13 protein-coding genes are annotated in these 18,683 nt (G+C 32.5%); 7 read left to right on the top strand and 6 right to left on the bottom strand.

Annotated features, from left to right (window positions below; genetic code table 11):
- Positions 1-315: 315 nt before the first annotated feature.
- The gene (locus HGP29_RS12245; protein ID WP_168882694.1) at positions 316-879 is read right to left on the bottom strand and encodes a sigma-70 family RNA polymerase sigma factor; all 564 of its coding nucleotides are present in this window, start codon (positions 877-879) and stop codon (positions 316-318) included.
- Positions 880-997: 118 nt separating this feature from the next.
- Between HGP29_RS12245 and pdxY the strand changes: the two genes are divergently transcribed.
- The 4 genes from pdxY (at position 998) to HGP29_RS12225 (ending at position 8,780) form a co-directional block, all read left to right on the top strand.
- Positions 998-1,852, top strand: coding sequence for a pyridoxal kinase PdxY (gene pdxY / locus HGP29_RS12240; RefSeq protein ID WP_168882693.1), 855 nt, complete (start codon positions 998-1,000; stop codon positions 1,850-1,852).
- Positions 1,853-1,860: 8 nt separating this feature from the next.
- A complete protein-coding gene (locus HGP29_RS12235; protein ID WP_168882692.1) occupies positions 1,861-2,919 on the top strand; it encodes an NAD-dependent epimerase/dehydratase family protein in 1,059 nt (352 codons plus the stop codon).
- Positions 2,920-3,329: 410 nt separating this feature from the next.
- A complete protein-coding gene (locus tag HGP29_RS12230) occupies positions 3,330-4,355 on the top strand; it encodes an efflux RND transporter periplasmic adaptor subunit (RefSeq protein WP_168882691.1) in 1,026 nt (341 codons plus the stop codon).
- Between the two features lie 9 nt (positions 4,356-4,364).
- Positions 4,365-8,780 carry an efflux RND transporter permease subunit gene (locus tag HGP29_RS12225; RefSeq protein WP_168882690.1) on the top strand — a complete coding sequence of 1,472 codons (4,416 nt, stop codon included), beginning with the start codon at positions 4,365-4,367 and terminating at the stop codon, positions 8,778-8,780.
- A 37-nt stretch (positions 8,781-8,817) separates the two neighbouring features.
- On the opposite strand, the gene HGP29_RS12220 is transcribed toward HGP29_RS12225, so the two are convergent.
- Positions 8,818-8,988 (bottom strand): hypothetical protein, encoded by a 171-nt coding sequence (locus HGP29_RS12220; RefSeq protein ID WP_168882689.1) that lies wholly within the window; start codon positions 8,986-8,988, stop codon positions 8,818-8,820.
- Positions 8,989-9,322: 334 nt separating this feature from the next.
- Between HGP29_RS12220 and HGP29_RS12215 the strand changes: the two genes are divergently transcribed.
- Both HGP29_RS12215 and HGP29_RS12210 read left to right on the top strand, forming a co-directional pair.
- A complete protein-coding gene (locus HGP29_RS12215) occupies positions 9,323-10,291 on the top strand; it encodes a helix-turn-helix domain-containing protein (RefSeq protein WP_168882688.1) in 969 nt (322 codons plus the stop codon).
- Positions 10,292-10,374: 83 nt separating this feature from the next.
- The gene (locus HGP29_RS12210; protein WP_168882687.1) at positions 10,375-11,520 is read left to right on the top strand and encodes an MBL fold metallo-hydrolase; all 1,146 of its coding nucleotides are present in this window, start codon (positions 10,375-10,377) and stop codon (positions 11,518-11,520) included.
- Positions 11,521-11,616: 96 nt separating this feature from the next.
- On the opposite strand, the gene HGP29_RS12205 is transcribed toward HGP29_RS12210, so the two are convergent.
- From HGP29_RS12205 to HGP29_RS12195, 3 genes are all read right to left on the bottom strand, one after another.
- Positions 11,617-12,249, bottom strand: coding sequence for an NAD(P)H-dependent oxidoreductase (locus HGP29_RS12205; protein WP_168882686.1), 633 nt, complete (start codon positions 12,247-12,249; stop codon positions 11,617-11,619).
- Positions 12,250-12,328: 79 nt separating this feature from the next.
- Entirely contained in the window at positions 12,329-12,910 is a 582-nt protein-coding gene (locus HGP29_RS12200) for a Crp/Fnr family transcriptional regulator (protein ID WP_168882685.1), read from the bottom strand.
- Between the two features lie 227 nt (positions 12,911-13,137).
- Positions 13,138-14,091, bottom strand: coding sequence for an EF-hand domain-containing protein (locus HGP29_RS12195; protein ID WP_168882684.1), 954 nt, complete (start codon positions 14,089-14,091; stop codon positions 13,138-13,140).
- Positions 14,092-14,425: 334 nt separating this feature from the next.
- Between HGP29_RS12195 and HGP29_RS12190 the strand changes: the two genes are divergently transcribed.
- The gene (locus HGP29_RS12190; protein ID WP_168882683.1) at positions 14,426-15,691 is read left to right on the top strand and encodes a hypothetical protein; all 1,266 of its coding nucleotides are present in this window, start codon (positions 14,426-14,428) and stop codon (positions 15,689-15,691) included.
- Here HGP29_RS12190 and HGP29_RS12185 read toward each other — a convergent pair.
- Positions 15,686-18,580 (bottom strand): triple tyrosine motif-containing protein, encoded by a 2,895-nt coding sequence (locus HGP29_RS12185; protein WP_168882682.1) that lies wholly within the window; start codon positions 18,578-18,580, stop codon positions 15,686-15,688. The two genes, HGP29_RS12190 and HGP29_RS12185, sit on opposite strands and share 6 nt — an antisense overlap.
- Between the last annotated feature and the right edge of the window lie 103 nt (positions 18,581-18,683).

Raw genomic sequence — 18,683 nt, 5'->3', positions numbered from 1 at the left:
AACTATTCCTTTTCTCAATCTTATAAGAATAGCATACACTCTTTACAACACTACCTCAGTAAATAGTCATTTAACACTCAACAATACAGTTCCAACGGTTTTTATATAAAAATCACCCTTTTTAGGTATTGAATAAAAAATTAGGTTGAAGTACTTTTATCATGTGAACAAAAACAATAAAAGACTTATGACCCTATAACTATACAAATTAGTTTAACCGTACCTCTAGTTTACGAACTAGCAAGCAATCGTTAAATAAAAAAAGAATAAAGTAGATGAAGTAGGACCACAATTATATTGTGGTCCTACACCTTTTTATAGCGATATTTGATCTTTATCATCACAAGAATCTTTAACAGTACATCCTACAAAGTTTCCCATATTATCATATTCAATATTACAACAGCTATGGAATAGCTCTAGCAGTTTTTTCCTACCTCTTTGTACTCTCATTTTTACAGCAGACAGTCCTAAGTCTAATTCTTCAGCGATTTTTTTCTGAGGTATTTGATCAATATCTGCCATTTTTAATGGCTTGGCGTATTCTTCTGGAAGCAGGTTGATCATTGAAATGATGTAATCAGATGCTTCAAGTTCCGTTTCTTCTTCCGCTGTAAATGCATTATCATCTAGTACTGAACTTGTATCCAATTTTTTAGATTGATAATAATTATAGATCACATTTCTTGCGACCTGAAACAACCAAGCTTTAAGGTTTTTAATGTCCTCAGCTTTTAAACACGAAGTCGTCAGACGGAACATGACTTCTTGAGTAAGGTCTTCAACATCTTGCTGATCACCTACTTTTTTATTTATAAATGCATGAATATAATCGTAATACTCATGCACAATTTCATTCATATTATTACAGGTCTTCATCTATATTTATTAATTTTTGTATAACTTAATTGTGGTACACTACATATTAAACATAATGTTTCACTATGTAGTGTCGATATCCATAAAAAAGACACATTATTTCTAAAATAACTATATAGTGAAACACATTTTATCCATCCAATCTCATGTAACTTATGGACATGTGGGGAATTCTGCTGCTGTTTTCCCTTTACAATATTTAGGGAATGAAGTATGGCCCCTTCATACTGTTCAGTTTTCTGGACAGACTCAATACCCTCATTGGGATGGAGATGTATTTTCAGAAGAACATTTACGAAAAATAATAAAAGGTGTATTTTCTCATGTTTCCATGAAGACATGTGATGCCATACTAGCAGGTTATTTAGGTAGTAAATCGACAGGTGATGTTGTTTACGATACAGTGAATGCGATTAAAAAGGAAAACCCTAATGCAATTTTCTGTTGTGATCCCGTTATGGGTGATGTCGATTCTGGGTTTTACATTAGTGAGGATGTCCCACCTTTATACAAAGAAAAAATTTTGACAATTGCCGATATGATCACTCCAAACCATTTTGAAACCGAATACTTAGTAAATGGGAAAATATCTACATTAGATGAAGCGAAAACTGCAGCAAAAACATTATATGACAAGGGACCAAACCTTGTATTTATCACCTCATTAATAGTAGATGAAACACCAAACAATCATTTTACTATATTATTATTTGATGGAAATGAATACTATATTATTAATAATCCTTTGATCGATATGGGAGATGTTTGCGGTACAGGAGATGTGTTTGCTGCATTAACTCTTGCTCATACATTACAAGGGCAAAACCCTGTTTCAGCCATGGAAAGAACGGTAAGCAGTATGTATTCATTACTTGAAAATACCAATAAATTAAAACAATTTGAGTTAGATTTGATTGGAAGTAGGGAAGTATTTAGTAAAGAAGAAATTCTATTTAAAGCAATAAATATATAAACCATTGTATGACTTTGATTGATAAGACAAAACCGGTAATGATTTCAGGTGCCACTGGGTATGTAGCTGGGTGGATTGTAAAGAAACTACTTGATGAAGGATTAACTGTACATGCTCCTGTGAGAAATCCTAACAACCCTGAGAAATTGAAATACTTAAATGATCTGGCCGCAAATGCTCCTGGCACCATAAAATATTTCAAAGCAGACCTATTGGAACAGGGTTCTTACAAAGAAGCTATGGAAGGCTGTGAATTGGTTTTCCATACAGCATCACCATTTATTATGAATGTAAAAGATGCACAAAAGGATTTGGTTGATCCTGCACTAAAAGGTACGATGAATGTTCTTAATACGGTCAATGAAACGGAGTCAGTAAAAAGAGTCGTATTAACGAGTAGTTGTGTTGCTATTATTGGTGATGCTAAAGACAATCTTCATTTACCAAATACTACAGCAGATGAATCCATTTGGAATACAACTTCCTCGGTTACTCACCAACCTTACAATTATTCAAAAACTGTAGCTGAACAAGAAGCTTGGGAAATAAATAGAAAACAAGATAGATGGGATTTAGTAACTATCAATCCATCTTTTGTTTTAGGCCCAGGTATAAATCCAAGAAGTACATCAGAAAGTTTCCAAATTATAAAACAAATGGGGGATGGGTCTATGAAAATGGGGGCTCCTGGTTTACATATTGGTATGGTGGATGTAAGAGATTTAGCAGAGGCTCATTTCAATGCTGGTTTCTTACCAAATGCCAATGGTAGAAATATTATTTCCAATGTTAGCTTAACTGTTCTTGAGATGGCCAATTTACTCAGAGATAAGTTTGGTAACGAATATCCACTACCAAAGAAAGAGTTACCTAAGTTTATGGTTTGGTTACTAGGACCGTTACAAGGATTAAGTAGAAAAATGGTCAGCAAAAACTTTGGATATAAATGGCTTGTAGATAATTCTAAAAGTATTAAAGAATTAGAAATGAATTATAGACCAGCAAAGGAAACATTGAATGACTTCTTTCAGCAGATGGTAGACACCAATGTGTTTGTTAAAAAGTGAATAAACATTCAATAATATAATATTATTTTATTTACTTTGCCGTATATCATTTCATCATACCGTATTGATAGTATTGGAGTATAAAAAATAAGCTAATACTATTTAATATCTTAATAACATTAGTAATATCTAGATAACCTCATGTGGATTCAAATGGGGTTATTTTTTTTGAAATAATATAGAAGTAAACATATTATAGGATGATATATCTATTATATATATTTTAATAACCACTTTATCAAATCGTGTATTTGTTATAGCAACTATCAATATAATTTCATATTATTCATTTGAACAACTGAAATCAATTAATTTTCATGATATTTATTTTGTGTTATAAATTTTTCCTATCATTTAATGATTTTTCGAAAGAATAGGTTAAATTCATCATACCACAAAAACTATTTAAAATGAGGACCCAATCACTACTTCGATCTATTTTTATATTATCGATCCTGTCTTCTTTATTTGGATGTAAAGAAGAGCAAAAACCTAAAAAAGAAGTGACTTATTCTGTAAAAACACAGAAGATCAATTCAATAACTACTCAAGATGAAATTGACTTATTAGGTGAGTTAAAGTCTGAAGGAAAACATGAACTTTCTTTCTTGGTAGATGGTAAACTTATTAAAGTATATGTCAAAGAAGGACAGAATATTAAGAAAGGGCAAAAGATCGCACAATTAGATAGAAGTGATTATCAACAAGCTTTAGAAATATATCAGGCCAAACTAGACGAAGCCAATGATCAACTTTCGAGGCTGACTAAAATGTACAATGCTGGAAGTTTAGCAGAAGCCGATTATCAAAAAATTGTTTCGTTACAAAAACAAGCGGAATCAGGTTACAACCTTTATAGAAATAAATTAAAATATACCACATTATATTCTCCTGTAAATGGTAAGGCCGGTAGAATTTGGGTAAGAAGTGGTGGTGGTATATCACAAGGTGAACCTATTGTAAGTGTAATTGATAATTCTTCAGTTTATGCAAGTGTTGGTGTACCTGAAAATAAAATCAACTTAATTGATGATCAACATAAAGTAAATGTAAAAGTTGAAGCAACAGGAGAACTACTTGAAGGAACAATCAATAAAATATACCCTTCTGCATCAAAATTAACTAGATCATTTACTCTTGATATTTTATTGAATAATCCTTCTAAGGAATTAAGAGAAGGTATGCTTTGCACCGTTCATATTAAAGAAAAAGAAGTAATAGAAATGGTGCAAGTTCCTATGGAATTAGTAGTACATGATATTGACGGTTTAGATTATGTCTACTTAGCAAGGAAAAATATTGCATACAAACAAAGAGTAATTACGGGCAAGATCTTCGGTAATAACATACAGATTACTAAAGGGGTCTATAACAATGATATTATTATTACTAATCCTCCATTAAAGTTAATGGACGGTTCAAAAATCACTTACTAATCATACATTATGTCGATAGTCAAAGCCGCGTTAGATCATAAGCAGATCATATTGACCATCACATTTATGATTGTGATGTACGGTGTTTTCTCTCTGCTACATATGCCAAGAAGAGAAGATCCAAAATTTAATATTCGAGAAGGGTTAGTTGTCGCTGCCTATCCAGGTGCTACTTCTACTGATGTCGAAACAGAAGTCACCGATAAAATAGAAGATCTTCTTTTCAGTTATGAAGAGGTAAACAAAGAAAAGACGTATTCAAATTCAAGAGAAGGGGTACTTTATATAGTTGTTGAACTTCAAGACTTTGTGACAGATGCCGATATTTTCTGGTCAAAGCTTCAACATAGACTTACATTATTAAAGTTGTCTGAGTTACCTGCTGGAGTAATAGGTCCAATTGTTCAATCTGATTTTGGTGATACTGTTGCCTTATTACTTTCCTTTCAAAGTGATGATAGAGACAGTCGAGAAATACAAAGTTATGTAGATCAACTATGTGATAAACTTCGCTCTATAGAATCACTATCTAAGATCAAAAAATTAGGGTCCAAAGAAGAGTGTTACTATGTAAACATAGATTTTAGAAGGCTAAGTCAATATAAAATCTACACTCCACAAATATTTGCAGCTTTACGATCTGAGAATATCATCGTTCCAGGTGGAAGTGTAGATGTGAATGGACAAAAAGTAGGCTTTGTAAACCGCGATTTATTCAAGTCAAAAGAGGATATAGAAAACCAAGTGATTGCAAAAGATGCATTGGGTAATGTCATTCGCATTAAAGATATTGCCGATGTTGAAAGAGGCATGACCAAAGAAACTCAAAAAGTAAGAGTTAATGGCACAGAATCTATCATGATCTCTATGGAAATGCAGAATGGCTACAATATTGTAGATTTTGGCACTGAAGTAGAAGAAATGATATCAGAATATCAATCTGAAATCCCATCCGATATTCGAATAGATTTCGTAGTCAACCAGCCCGAAAATGTAAAAGAAAGTATCAATGATTTTATTAGAGAGTTTTTCATTGCAATTGTCTCTGTAATCATTGTAATTCTTTTATTGTTACCCTTTAGAGTAGCACTCATTGCAACATTAGCAATTCCTGTTACAGTTGCCTTTACATTTGGTATTTTAGATGGAATTGGAATACAACTTCAACAAGTTTCTTTAGCTTCTTTAATTGTGGTATTAGGCATGTTGGTAGATGATGCCATTGTGATTGCAGATAACTATGTTGAGAAACTAGAAGAAGGTTTACCTGCTTACGATGCTGCTTGGAAATCTGCTGACGAATTAAAAATCCCTGTATTCACTGCAGGTTTGACTATAGCAGGAGCGTTCTTCCCATTAATTGCATTATCGGGTGCAGTAGGAGAGTTTATACATTCTCTGCCTTTAACCGTTGCCATTGCTATTAATGCAAGTTACCTCGTTGCCATGTTCTTAACTCCATATCTGTGCTATACTTTTATCAAGAAGAAATTCGAAAAGAAAGAAGGTGGTAAAAAGTCTTTATTAGATTATTTGGAGTTATTTTTTGATCATGCTATTGATTTCTGTTTTCAATACCCAAAGACATTAATGCTCTTCTCATTTATCACATTTGTAGTAGGAGGATCTTTATATTTCTTACAAAAACAGAAACTATTTCCTGCTGCGGAGAGAAATCAATTTGTTATTGAGATTCGTACCAAAGCGGGTACATCTTTAAGCGTTACAGATAGTATCACATTTGCGATAGAAAAAACAATAAAAGGCAATGATAAATTAGTGAATTATGCTTCTTTTGTTGGAACATCATCTCCTAGGTTTTATTATAACTACGCTCCAAAATTTCCTCAAGAGAATCTTTCACAGATTCTTATCAATACTATTTCAAATGATGCCACTGATGAATGGGTAAAAGAGTTAGAAAATATACTCCCAGAAAAATTCCCACAAGCATTAATATTGGTCAAAAAGATGCAACAAGGTACTCCTTATGAAGCCCCGATTGAATTAAGAATCATGGGTAGAGATTACCATACTTTACAATCTATTGCTTCAGATATGGATAGTATTTTGAGAACCTCTGCTCTTTCTTACAATGTAACTACAGATGTTTTTGAAAACCAGATGAGTTTAAAGATTGATGCCAATAAGAATGTCGCCAATCAACTTGGGATTACAGAATCAACGATAATGAGAGAACTAGCGGTGGCTTACAACGGGTTAACTGTAGGTAGTTTATGGGAAGGGAACACTGCTCTTCCTATCATCTTACAGGATAAATCTGTTCAATCTAAAAATCTTGAAGCCATTGAAAGTTACTATGTAACAAGTAGTATTACAGGAGCTAGTGTGCCAATAATGCAAATAGCGGAGGTGAGCCCTACATGGCTTCCATCTAATATTAAACATAGAAATGGAGTAAAAACAATTACAGTTCAATCTCAAGCTAAAAGCGATGTTTTACCTTCTGAAATCTTAAAAACTGTAAGAGAACAGATTGAAGCATATCCTTTACCAGAAGGGTATGAACTAGAAATTGGAGGTGAAGATGAGAGTCAAAGGGAGACTTTTGAAGAAATGAATAAGGTAATCGTTTATTGTGTACTTATCATCTTTGTCGTTATTCTAATGCAGTTTAAAACATTGAATCAAGTTGGAATTGTTCTAGCTGCTATTCCACTTAGTGTTTTTGGAGCTTTCTTTGGTCTTTTGGTTTCAGGATATCCTTTTGGATTTACTGCCTTTGTTGGTTTAGCAAGTTTAGTGGGTGTCTCTGTTAGAAATTCAATTATACTTGTTGACTTTGCCAATGACCTTGTTGAAAAAGAAGGACACACGATAAAAGAAGCAGCAATAGGTGCTGGAAAAAGAAGAATTCGCCCAATTTTCCTTACTACTATGGCAGCAGCAATAGGTGTTACCCCGATGATTATTTCTGGTTCACCGATGTGGGCACCACTTGCAACAGTATTAGCTGTAGGCTTAATATTTTCTATGTTTATGACCTTATTGACCATCCCTGTTTTATACTGGAAGTATGGTGAAACAGAAGAATTGAAAGGTCACATCTTAAAAAACACTACAGGAGCGAGTATTCTACTAATTTTCTTTTTCCTCCCTAATCCATCTTTAGAGGCACAAGATCAAATTACTTTAAATGAATGTGTCGAAATTGCTAAACAGAACAACCAATCACTACAATTGATTCAATTGGAGGTTCAAAAGAAGGAAATGGAAGTAGATAAAGTAACTGCCAATTATCTTCCTAAAGTAATGTTAGATGGTGGGGTATTTTGGTATTATCATACGGAAAAAACTACGGATGTGAACATCAGTTTAACTGACCTTCCGCTAATCGGTGGGATTCCTCCTTTAAATCTTGGTACTCAGTTTACATTACCTGAAAACAACACCTTCTTTGGTGTTGCTAACTTGGGTATATATCAACCGATATCTCAAATATTTAAAATAAAATCTGGGAGTGAAGTAAAGTCCATTGATAAGCAATTAATTATCAATAAATACTCAGAGATAGAATCTGAGATTAGAGAAGGAGTTTCAAAACTTTACGTCGGAATTGCTATTGAAGAAGCCAAGTTTGAAGCCTATGAAAAACAAGTAGTTTTGATACAAAAGAAGTTGAAACAAGTAGATTCGGGAGTAGACGCTGGAGAAATATTAGACGTTTATGCTCTTGGTTTAAATGCAGATTTATTAGATCATGAATCTAAGTTAAAACAAGCTGAAATTGATGCTAATAAATATCGGATGCAATTAAATGGTGTTTTAAATTTCCCAGAAGACTCTTTGTGGTCGGTGATGGATGTAAACTATGATTCCATTGAAATTCTGTCATTGATTCAAAGAGCAGAATTAGACTCAACTCTGATTGAAGAGAATTACAAAGTGAAAGAGTCTAATTTAATGATCAATAAGGCAGAAGCGGGATTAAACTATTACAAAAAGCAACATATTCCTGATATCACTCTGACAGCTCAAGGGTTTTACTTTAATAACCTTCCTTTGGTTCCACAAACCAATGTATTTGTTGGAGCAACTTTTAGTTGGCCAATTTTACAATGGGGACAAAAATCAAAAGACGTTGAAATCTCAAAAATTCAATTACAACAAGCGAGGGTTCAGTTGGATGAAAATAAAAGAAAAGCCAACCAAGAAGTAACTACTAAGTTACAAGAACTCAAAAATGCTTTAGTTGTTCTACAAACGGCACAAAAAGCCATGGAATTTAGAAATAGAGAATTAAAAATAAAGTCTGATGCCTTTGAAAATGGTTTAATAAGTTTCAAAGATTTTGCTGATACACAAGAGAAAAATCTTGAAACAAAAACATTAATCCTAAAGGCTAAATCTAATGTTATTGTAAAAGAGAACGAATTAAGAAATCTTATGGGAGTATACGAGTAAAAGTCAAGTCTTACTACAGTAAAACTTGACTCCAGAATTATGCTCTACTTTGAATGGTGAGCGATTGAATATCTGTTTCAGAAAAGCCTGATCTTCGTAATGTAGATTTGGCTTTTTTTAATATTGTTTGTTGAGTATCTGTTGGTTTACAAACAATAGAGATAATACCGTTATGGTGTTTTATCTCATATTTAACTTTAGCAATCATAGTGTTTAGTTATTTATATGTGTGTTTAGGTGATATCTATAATATAGTGAAAATCTAACACTTATATAGTGATAACAATCTCAAAAAATAAGGGATTATCGTACTTGTTTATTTGAAATAAGTAGAGAAATTAAATAACCAATAAATACAATTGATATTATTGTTGTTTCAGATAAGTTGAATTATTTCTACAAAATTCGGAAGCTAGATTATTTGCTTAGATATTTCGCATAAATTATAGTATAAACTGAATTAAAGATTAAGATCAAATGAAAAATTCTATTTAGTTCTACTGCATTTTGTAATTAATCACTACCCTTTTTATTATTGATTTATGATCACTCATATCTCCTCTTTTGAAGAACACACTCAGTTAATCGGAAAAGTTTTATCAGAATTACCCAATCAAAACACCTCTAATTACAGACAGTTGAAAGGAGGGGAGTTCTATTATTATACTCTATCAGAAGGTTTATATAGCATTGTTTTTAATGTGGATAAGGTTCACTCCACACTATCTAATGATTTTATTTTAGATTTCTCTAATTATGAAAATGTGGACTATGTTCTTTCATTTTTGATGCAAGGCATGAAGGTCGAAAGCAATATAGATCAAGAGCAACATCAATTAGGAAAAATGACAATGATGTTGATGAAGAAGGAGAATAAATTCATCTTTGATTTTAATGAAATAAAAAGTATTCATCACGTGTTATTGCTGTTTTCAAAAGAGGAATTGAAAGAAAAAGGAATGGGAGAGTACATTCAATATCTAGATAAGAACGATTTTTCTCTATTTGAAACATTTGATGATATCAATATTCTTAGAGCTGCTATTTCATCCACTTATAATTATCAGAGTAAAGAAAAAGAAGTCGTCCAAAAACAATTATTGCAAAGTCTATTCTCTATGGCTTTTGAATATTTTTATCGACGAATAAATACAAAGTCAAATAATGAAACTAATACAGATGATCATATTAAGGCCGCTTATATAATAAGAGATGCCATATTGAATAACTTAGAAGAAAAACCTAATATAAAATCTCTTTCAAATCAACTATCAATGAGTGAATTGGAATGCAATCAACTCTTCAAAAAAGTCTTTGGGCAAACCATTCTAAAATTCTATAATCATTACAGAGTATATTATAGTCGAGAGTTATTAATCACTAATAAAATGGGAATTAAGGAGGTAACCTATCATTTAGGGTATACAGATATGGCTTATTTTTCTAAAATATTTAAAAAAGAGTTTGGTGTTTCACCTAACGATTTTTTGAAAAACAATGGAATAAAATAAAAACTACAACTGACAAAATTAAAAATACAACTACCTCAGAATACGATGAGATACCTTTGCTTTATCATTAAACAAATAGAAAAATGAAAAAGCAATATTACATCCAATTCGCCCTTTTAATCGTTATTGTCCCATTTGGTTTATATTCTTTCAAAACAATATTATCCAGATGGGAAAAGAATTTAGAATTAGGAAAAAAGACTACGGAGCAGAATTATTTAAATGTACCTTTCCATGAACCATCCAATCCAAATACACCTTTTACTGCTCCAGAAAATTGGCCAACAAAAGAAAATAGAGCTCCATTGGATCGCTCGCCAAAAGAATTCTCATCAAAAGTAATCACATTAGGTACTGGTACTCCAACACCTAACCCTTTTCGAAATGGTGCAGCCCATGCCTTGGTAGTAAATGGTTATCCATATTTTGTGGACTGTGGTGAAGGCTGGTGGCGAGGTCTTACAAAAGCAGTGCAAGCTCAAAAAGATATTGACTTGATAAATACATTTAAGTTTAAGAATCTTAAGTATATGTTTTTAACACATCTACATGAAGATCATACTGTTGGCTTACCTTCATTTATCAATAATCCATATAAATTCCATGATGGAGCAGATAAAAAAGTTTATGGACCTGAGGGAGTAGATGAAATGATCAGTCATATAAATGCAGCTTGGGAAATAGATAGGCATGATGTGACGCAAGCAGATAGTAAAAGAGGTGCTGACGGAGCAACTGCAGTAGGAGTACCATTAAGTGAAAATATAGACAATAATGGTAGAAAAATATTTGAAGATGAAAATGTAATAGTGGAAGCTTTCCCAACTAAACATGGAGCATTGAAACATACTTATGCATATCGTTTTACATGTAAACCTGATGGTAGAATTGTTGTTTTTGGAGGTGATGGTACGTATTCAGAAGGATTAGTGAATGCTTCAAAAGATGCAGATTTATTAGTTGTAGAGGGTATTACTAGAAAGAACATCAAATATGCTACATGGGGAGGTGAAACTGAAGAAGAAAAAGTAAAAACAATCGGTGAATATCATATGTTCCCTAATTTATTGAAGAGGGTCTATAATGAATCGAAAGTAAAGAATATCGTATTAGTTCATGTTCAAAATTACAATGACCCAGACAAATTTGACCGTCATGATGTACTTCACGAAATGATCGATGAGGGAATTCAAAACATACTTATGGCTGAAGATGGGGACATATATTAACTCTTTACCAAAAAGGTTTTTTTTAAAATATAGAAGCCCTTTTCATCAATAGTATCACTTGATGAAAAGGGCTTCAGCTTTTTCTTTATAAAAGAATTAGTCAATTACTGTAACTAAATCTTCTTTGCTCTTACGAACTTTCTTCAAGTTCACTAGCCAGTCATTTTCAGCATCTCTATAACCAACAGGAAGCATAACACAACTTCTTAATCCTTTTTCTTTTAGGCCAAGAATCTCATCTACTTTTTCAGGAGAAAATCCTTCTAGAGGAGTGGCATCTACTCCTTCAAAAGCACATGCAGTAATCGCTTGAGAAAAAGCAATATAAGCTTGTTTTGCAGCATGATTGAAGTTTTCTTCAGCATCTCTATTTGGGTAGATGTTCAACAACATCTTTCTATAATTTTCCCATCCTTCGTTTTCAAAACCTCTTACTTCATTAACCAAATCAAACATTTTATTGATACGGTCAGCTGTATAGGTATCCCAAGCAGCAAAAACAAAAAGGTGGGAACAGTCTGTAATTACTGATTGATCCCAAGAAACGGGTTTGATTTTTTCTTTGATTTCCTGGTTAGTGATCACCAAAACTTCAAAAGGTTGTAGTCCACTTGATGTAGGTGCTAAAGAAATAGCCTCTATAATATTATCAATTTTTTCTTGTGGTACTTTTTGGCCGTTCATAGCCTTAGCAGCATAACGCCATTGTAATTTTTCTAATAACTCCATTGTTTGTTTTATTTTTATTACTGGATGGTTCAAAAGTACAAGACTGAAAATGGAAATAATTAACCATATGGTAAGAAATCTACTTTTTCGAATTTTCTACACGAATTCTGCTTAAACTCTGCTGTGTGATACCTAAATAGGAAGCGATATGATAATTAGAAATCATTTTTTCAATATCAGGGTATTCCTTTAAAAACAACTCATAACGCTCAGCAGCGGATAACTGTAATTGATTGAGAATCCTTTTATGAACACTGACCACATGCCTCTCTAAGTTTTTTCTTTGAAAGGATTCAAATTCAGGAAATAGCTTAAAGCCTTTCTCTAAATCTTTAAAATCAAACTCAATTAAAGTAGCATCCGTTATACTTTCAACAGTTAAAGAAGAAGGTTCATGGTTATATAAAGCTATAAAATCACTAATCCACCATTCTTTTATAGCAAATTGAAGGGTATGTTCTTTAGCATCTTTGTTCATACAATAGGCTCTCATACAACCTTCTGTTACAAAGTATGATTTACTTATTGGTTTACCTGGAATTATTAAATTTTCTCCTTTTTTTATTTTAATAACTTTACCAATACTAGATAAATACGTTAAAGCATCCTCCGGTAGGCTATTACTTCTTTTGATTTTATCGATTAATATATTGTGTTCCAAGCTGATTCATTTTAGGTTCATAATTTCACATCAATATAGGCGTTTTTGAAAGATAATAATTGATTTATCATACAGTAGAATAATTATAATCAGAAGTTTTAGCTATTCTTTTTACAGGTTATTTGTTATGAGAAAAAAAGATAAAATAAAAAAACGCAAGCTAATAAAGCTTGCGTTTTTACTTTGATCTACTTTAAAATGAATTTTACTTCGTAAAAGATAGTCTGCTAGTTTCCAATATAGCGACCATTAGAATTCATTACTTCTGGTTGCCATGTTCTTGTGAAAGTAGCTAAGTTTTCTTGTACTTCTGGAAGTAAATCTCCAGCGTACTTATCAATCGCACCATCGCCTAGGTATAAACCTATATATGCCAAAATATCATCAGTAGCTAATCCATTTTCCTGTCCGAAACCAGTTCTTAGTACTTGTCTTGGATCGCTTCCTTTTGCTTGAGAAGCTTCATTACGAGTTAGTATACCGTCCTTATTCGTATCTAAATCTTCAATTAACCATTGTGCCTTTTGTTCACCAATTAATGCCTTGAAATATACTTTAGCATCTGCCGCAGTAATCGAAGGGTTAATTGATGGAACTGTTCCTTGGTATCCACATTTATCGATAAATTCATCATCGATGTCGATTCCTAAGTTGATTTCGATATCTAGAATTGCTAAACGTGCATTTTCAGGATCTGAAACAACACCATCACGGCTTACAAAGTAACCATCTGAATTCAGACAACCATCATTACCATTACCCACTGGTGTTACACAAGTAGTATTGTTCGGGTTAAAGTTCCCACTACCTTGGTCTGTATTATCTCCCTCATTTCCTGTTGATGTATCAGTACACCCTGCACTTGATGCTTGAACTGCATCAGTCCAACATTGTCCACAAGCTTCAAATGGATGAGAAGAAGGACAGTTTGGAGAGGCAGCTGTATCATTAGTACCTTCCTCTTCTGTAGTTCCTTCATCACTACTACCTGTTTCTGTACACCCAGCTGAAGTAGCTTGGGCTTCATTTTCCCAACATTGGTCACATGCTATATAAGGATGCGACGACGGACAATTGATTCTATAGTTTGATGCCTCTTGAGCAATCTCATCTTGTGCGTCGAATTGACAAGATGATAGAATAATAGTTAGAAGTAAGAGTGTTGATTTTAATAATTTCATTTCATACAATATTTAAAATTTGAGATGCACAAATAAAGAAGTGATTCTCCTGAAAATCTATTATTTCACTACTACAAGAGTTTTTGTGACTCAAAAATCAAGTACTTTTATATCACGTCAATATCAAGCATCATCATTGATTTTAGCTATAAAAACAGCCTTTTTATAAACTTCAACACCACTTTAAAATTGATAAAGTCGTATTTCTTGATAACAGGAAAATTAAAAATACTTCATCATTTTCTGCTTTATAAAGTGGTACGAAACCTTAACAATGAAGCTGTATATTGTACGAATGAAAACAATTAGAATTATAACTTTTTTATGTACACTTATGTCTTGTCAGATACAAGAAAAAGGTACAGAAACTATCAACAACTGTAAGCTTGAAGAATTAAGGTTTCAAGATACTTCCACAATTCAATTAGAAGACCTTCAGGAATGGGTCAATACAAAACAAGTTCAAACTGTTGAAGAATTAATGTATGCACTTCCCGATGTTTACAGAAGAAATTTTTCTTTGGTTGAACATACAAAAGCATTGGGGCAATCAGATTTAAATTCACCCAGAATTATTCTATTTGGAGAAGATGGTCATCTACTTTTCAATATTAGTACCATGGAAAAAGCTGTCACTTATGACAAGGTTGATGGAATGATATTGGATAAAAAGTCGGGAGACTGGGAATTATTTCAATTAGACTTCACTAATAAAGATATAGAAGTAAGACGATCACCTCAAGAATGTTTTAGATGCCATGGGGAAAAGCATCCTAAACCCTTATGGGGATCTAGTAATGAATGGCCAGGAGTATTTGGTGATAATGAAGCCAAAGGACCCAATGGAGAGGCTTTATCATTAAGGCATTTAAATAAAATGAATGAAATTAAAGATAAAAAAGTTACGAATAAACGCTTGCTTTCTCTAGAATGGGATACACTTCAACAACTTAGATCAGGTGGAGTAAGAAAAATTAAAAACAACAGATTTGGAGCAGAACTTATTGTTTCAAATCAATTTATTGGAAGTTCTGTTTCTCTTGGTATTTATAAAAGGATGAAGAATAAGGACCAAGAATTATTAAAAGAACTAAGTATTCCATTGCTATTACTAACGGCGCAACAACATGATTCCATTTCTTTAGGAAGTATCACACAATCAAAATTAAAACAGAATACAGGTCTTGAAATTGATGCATTATATTCAAAATTAGGGATTGAGCCTACCTTTGATTTTTCTATAAAAGACAGTAAGGAGAATAGTACTACTGATAAATTTTGGCGACTAGGGAAGGGGAACCTCTACGAACAAATTGCATTACAACTATTGTATGATCTAAGTAATGAAGACAAACAAATATATCAACTTCTAAATTCAACAAAAACTGAGGTGCATTGCGTATCAAAAGATCATACTATCAATAATTTACTTGAATTAGTACACCATAAAATGCAATATATGTATCTACTTTCGGGCAAAGGAAAGGCAAATATTGCCGAAGAATATTTGCCTTTAGATGATGATGAAGTTTACCTATCCGTTTTAAAACCCATCTATCAGAAGTTGCAACACCTATATGTTATGGAGCAGACTTTATGATATTTCGTTCATGTGTGTGATGTTTTCAATAAACTCGGTTAAACTTTCATGACGGTCAAGGCCGAGTTTTTTCCTTAATCTATATCGGGATGTTTCTACTCCTCTCAATGAGATATTCATGGCTGAAGCCATTTCCTTAGAGGATAGGTTCATTCTGATATATGCACAAATTTTTAATTCTTGTGTGTTTAAATCAGGATGTCTTTTCTTTAGTATTTTAAAGAAATCCGAATGAAGTAGATTAAAGTGATCTTCAAACCTAGACCATTCCTTTTCATCATTAATATCTTTTCCGATTCTATTTATAATCAATTCTAAAGCATCGTAAGTTCTTACCTTAGAAAAATTCCCCTTATTTATCTTTTCTAATATCCTTTGAAGGTCAGATTTTAAACTATTTAAAAGCTCATTGCGCTGTGTTAGGTGCACAGTACTCAAGGCTAATTCTTTGTTCTTATGATCAAGGTCTTGCTCTAGCTGTTTTTCCTTTAAACGCTGAATTTCAATATCTTTATTTTCAAGTTGTATTTGTTTTTCGCCTAATAAGCTTTTTACTCTATGTAGGAAAGACCATCTAGATGCTAAGACGACACCAATAGTTAACAGGATTCCTATAAATAGATATAAAACATAGGCATAGATACTGCGGCTCCAAGGAGGAGAAATGGTGAAATTAACAAAGATTGGAGCACTTTCTTCACCATATATGTTTTTACCCTTAATTCGCAATTGGTATTTACCTTCTTTTAAGTTGGTGTATTTAACTGAGTTCTGAATACTCCAAGGATTCGGTTGTTTATCAAAACCAATAAGATAGGTCTCATATTTATTGAACTGCATACCATCATAATAGGAAGCTACAAATTCGAAGTCAATATTATTTCTATCGTAAGGTATCGTTATATTTTCTTCTGAATTATTATTCAATTCATTCTTACTTTCGAGTCCATCAGAACTATTAAAACTCACTAAAGATACTGGTACTTGTTTATGAATAGCTCTTTGGAAACGTGGATTATAATCAATAAAACCTTCCTTGGCAGTAAATAAGACATGTTGTTTATTAATAGGAATGATGGTCTCTAGGTCATCACTGACTAAGTGATTAATTCTACCAAAAATGTTTCTTTCTATAAATGGACTTTTTGCATTGATATTCTTTATCATTCCTAACTTTCCGTCTTGTATAAAGAATACATTATCATCATAATCGCTAGCCATTGAAGATATTCTTGTTTCAGTCCCTAAAAGCTTGGTGTACAAGGGATGTAGTTTAAATTTATCTGTAGGCTCATCATAAATAAAAACACCTCTTTCTCCACAAAAAATCAATTCGTTTCTTACATAAAATAAATTGATTAATACATTACTAAAGAACCCATCGTTTTCTCCATAATGCCTCACCTTAAGGATTTTATAGTTTTCAGGATCAAAGCTTATTTTGTAGACACCTTTAAAACCATGTGAAACCCAAATAGTCTTTTGTCCAGGCTCTATATAAATCAATCGGCTAGACTCTTTAAAACCTGGAATTTTTTTTGTTTTCCACTTACTGTTTTTTGTGTTCTCAAGTAGATATAAACCGTTATATCCTCCTTGAAGAAAATGAGTATCGTTCAAAGCAATTGTATTCCATGCACCTATTTCCTTATTGATTTGTAAGCTTTTATCTTTTTGTATTTCATATAACCCAAGATGTTGGGCATGAAATAATTTACCATTTACTTCTTCAATAAAATAGGTATGCCCTCTAGCTTCAGTAATACTTTTAAAAGCAAATTTTTCGCCCGTTACATTATCTACATCTTCAACAAAAAGTCCATTGGATGTACCAAGATATAATCGATCATTTGATATACAAGCTGCATAACCTCCGCCTTCAACACCTGCATTTTTATTAATCAGTTTAAATGGCGATTCTAACTCTATGTATGACAGCCCATTTCTATGGGCCACCCATAAATTATCCTGTTTATCAAGAAATAACGAATAAACAATAATATCTGTAAGTCCTTTTGACGTATCGATATGATCGATCAGTTGATAATTTTCAGATAGAATAAATATCCCAGCGTTTTGAGTTCCTATTGCAATTCTATTGTTTGTCAAAAGGGTTGCAGTATTGATCATCGCATCATTAAACTTTGACCAAAGTGGCTGAGCAACAGGTAAAAGAACATTATTTTTCTCAAGGTAAATTTCTCCCTCAAGAGTAAAAATCATATGTTCATTTTTAGAAATTCTTAAAATCTGACGTATGTTTTTACCTTTCAGGAAATATGAATTCTGAATCTTCTTTCGCTCTTGGGTTAATGGTATATACTTTTCGATCCCTAATTCATTATTAGAGGAAAAAATATATCCATCCATATAGTAGGAGTACCTTGTTTTTTCGACGGTTTGAATCGCTGTAACGTACTCGTTATTGTACCTGAAAATAAAATCATGTGCAATGAAATAAATCTCATTACTTTTCCCTTCTTGAATATTCCAAACCTCATCAAATTCGATATCCTTAGGTAATTCATCCGAAAGTGATGTATAAAAAAGTTGGTTTGTACTATCCAATTGAAAGTAACCAAATTCTTTTTGGCCGCCAACGTAAATCCTTTTATCAATTGCTTTTACAGACAACAGATTGGAGTTGGCCTTATTTAGTTTGTATGTATTCCAATTTCTACCATTAAACTCTAGTAACCCAAAGTTGTTTGCGAAATACATATACCCCCTAAAGTCTTGAGTAATTGACCAATTTTGTGAACCTGCATTATATACTGAAGACGGAATATTAGTAGTAATAGGAACTCCTTTTATAGTGTCAGTAATTTTTGAAAATGCCGGTAGTTGTAATATGAAAAGTAAACAAAAAAGTAGTACCGTTAATCTCATATAGTTAATTGTAGTGTTATAAATAAAGTAGACCTATAGCTCGTTGAAATATTAAAATATAAAGAAATAACTCCCCATACAAAAGTACAGGGAGTTAATTTTA

This window comes from Flammeovirga agarivorans, from assembly GCF_012641475.1.
In the GTDB taxonomy this organism is placed as follows: Bacteria; Bacteroidota; Bacteroidia; order Cytophagales; family Flammeovirgaceae; genus Flammeovirga; species Flammeovirga agarivorans.
The sequence above is the reverse complement of the archived record's forward strand: the minus strand, read 5'-3'. Positions and strand labels throughout refer to the sequence as shown.